The organism is Vibrio sp. Makdt, assembly GCF_027587015.1.
Taxonomy (GTDB): domain Bacteria; phylum Pseudomonadota; class Gammaproteobacteria; order Enterobacterales; family Vibrionaceae; genus Vibrio; species Vibrio chagasii_B.
Genome location: NZ_JAPPTH010000059.1, coordinates 1 through 2788, shown reverse-complemented (window position 1 = coordinate 2788; position 2788 = coordinate 1). Strand labels below are relative to the sequence as shown.

Annotated in this window: 2 protein-coding genes; both read right to left on the bottom strand. The window is 40.5% G+C overall.

The annotated features are described in order from the left end of the window. Nucleotides 1-410 precede the first annotated feature (410 nt). Nucleotides 411-1916, bottom strand: coding sequence for a methionine--tRNA ligase (gene metG / locus OH460_RS27245; protein WP_248639167.1), 1506 nt, complete (start codon nucleotides 1914-1916; stop codon nucleotides 411-413). 389 nt (nucleotides 1917-2305) lie between these two features. Next, on the bottom strand, nucleotides 2306-2788 hold a 483-nt coding region (locus OH460_RS27240; RefSeq protein WP_270000181.1), incomplete at its 5' end, for a tyrosine-type recombinase/integrase.

The window sequence follows — 2788 nt, the reverse complement described above, 5'->3', positions numbered from 1 at the left end:
TGTCGGTGGACAACTAAGATCGAAACTCAGACAATAAAGTTCGCAACTTTAACATTAAAGATTGAAACTTTTAGGGGTAAGCACTACTCCTGCTGAAACAGATTTTTGGACAAAAGCTTGTTAGGTGGTTTGCCCTATCAAAGCTGGTAGATATTAGAAAAAGTATAATAACTCCTGAATGAAGTACCTTTTAAGATACTAAAAGACCACCACGGTGGGTGATCATTTAACAGTAAATATATTTTTTGAGCTGGCGAGTAGCTAAAAATTCGGCAGAAGCCAGTTAGAACTAAACCATTGATAGTCTAAACAAGATAGTTCGTTCTAACTAACTCAGAAAGCTCGGAACAATCGAATCAGGCTAATCTGCTCTAACTATTTACTAATTCACACAGCCATCATCAACGAAATCAAACACGCTGAAAATGACTTTTCGCTTCAATGATACTAATATCTCTCAACGCTAAGTTACCATGCTGCAATAAAGAAGAATTATTCTCCTTCAACTCAGCCAGTATGCTCTTTGCTAAATCCGGAGTAATTGGCGAATAGAGAAATGCCACCTCACGCAAAATATTGCTAACAACAAAACAGGTGTTTTGTACATGTTGTGATTCCTGCCCTTTACTGATTAGCCATGGTGCTCTGTGGTGGAAAAAAACATTCAGTTGTGCAAGCACTTGTTTAAGTATTAAGGATACTTGATATATATCGTCCATTTTGTAGCTCTGGATAACCTGTTCTAGCTTTTGTTGGCACTTATTTAAAAGTTGCAGGCACTCTTGATCCAAAGCTTGCGTTATACCGCTTTCTAGCTTGCCTTCAAAATACCTAAGTAGCAAAGTATGGTTACGTTTAACCAAATTAGCCAAATTATTGGCAAGATCCACATTGATGACTTCAGTCAGTTCGTTAATGGCCAAATTACCATCACGGAACAGCGGTTTCTGCCTTACTAAAGCATAACGCAAGCCATCTTTAGAAAGCTTTTGGCTGAAGCTGCTCGGGTGTACGGTGGTTTCTGGATTAGATTTAGATATCTTATCCCCCTCTACTGTCCACCACCCATGCACAATTAGCTTTTCAGGCAATGGGAGGTCGAGGGCAAGAAGAAACGCAGGCCAGTAAAGAGCATGAAATTTTAAAATATCTTTACCCAATACATGTTTGGTTTTTGCAACCGCTAGGGGGGTGTGTCCCGTCTGTTCAATAGCCGTTATATAACTAAACAAAGCATCAATCCATACGTAGACAGTATGGTTAGCATCATTGGGAACCTTAACACCCCATGTATTGTTGACCCGCGATACTGATAGATCTTCAAGTGGCTCTTTCTGTAGCTGAGCAATAATGCTCTGTTGAAAGTGTTGAGGAGTAATCACGTCAGGATTTGATTGATAGAAGTCCAAAAGTTTTGCACGATACTTTTCCAAACGAAACAGATAAGTCTCTTCTTCTACAGTTTGCACTGGTTTTTTATGTACCGGACAGTGCTTATCTTCTGCCAGCTCCCTTTCTGGATAAAACTGTTCGCAGGCTATGCAGTATTCACCAGAATAAGTGCCAATATATATATCATCATTTGCATATAATCTTTGCCATATTTGGCCAACGTGGTGTTTATGTTCACTTTGGGTGGTACGGATAAATATGTCTGGATGAATATTTAGCTCAGGCCATAAATCAGAGAATGTAGCGGATTTGGTATCCACAAACATTTTAATATCTGAATGATTTTTTTCTGCGGCGGAGGCAATTTTCTGGCCGTGTTCATCGGTTCCTGTAATAAGTAAATTCCGCTTGCCAGTAAGCAGGGCGAAACGATGAAAGATATCACCTATGATTCCACTGTAGGCGTGGCCCAGATGAGGCTCACCGTTAGCGTAAAAAATTGGAGTGGTAACAAATGACGTCATGACTGTATCTCCTAGATTAACATTTTTATTAACTGGAAAGGCAATCATTACTTATTAGTTTGTTCACCATTCCAGTTTGTGATAGTTGGAATGATGTTGCTTTGGACTTTTTTCAGAGCAAGCAGACCATCCCTCTCAGCATTCGCTGCGAAGGCATGTCCGTCATTGAAATTTGGGTCAAATATATTTTGCTCATGCACTAAAGCTATCAGATACCTCCTAGTACAACAAGCCCAAAAAGCTTTATGAGTGTCAATTATGCTAAGCAGATATCTCCATGGTGCTAAGTAAGTGTAAACAAGAATATATAGTTTGTGAATGGTTGATTACTCCAAGTAGCCTTGGGGCACAGGCTTTTCAGAAGAAAAGCCTGTTTCAGCTCCTGTCTGTCAACTGTCAGTTTTCTCAGACAACCTCAGAGCGTCTTCTAGCTCAACGCCAAGGTATCGAACTGTGTTATCTAGCTTCGAATGTCCAAGTAAGATCTGTATGGCCCTGATGTTTTTCGTTCTAGCATAGATTAAAGTGGCTTTGGTGCGGCGCATGGAATGAGTGCCGTAATAGTCAGCATTCAGTCCCAGTTTTGCAGCCCAGATCCTGATAATTGAACAATAGAATGAGTAGCTGATAGGTTGCCCAAAGCGTCGGCTACTCGGGAATAGAAAACTGCTTGCCTCTAGGGATGCTGCAAAAATCCATCGGCTAATACTTTGCTGTGTTCTCGGAGTAATCTCATAATGGACATCGGTGCCAGTTTTTTGCTGGATGCACTGAACCCTTTCATAGATAACTCCTTGCGAAGAAACATCGTAAACGTGTAGCTTTAGCAAATCACTCGCTCTTAACTTGCTATCTATAGCTAGGTTCAGTAG

Coding starts and splice junctions, on each gene's coding strand:
- metG (WP_248639167.1), bottom strand. CDS start 1,916: ATGACGTCATTTGTTACCACTCCAATTTTTTACGCTAACGGTGAGCCT.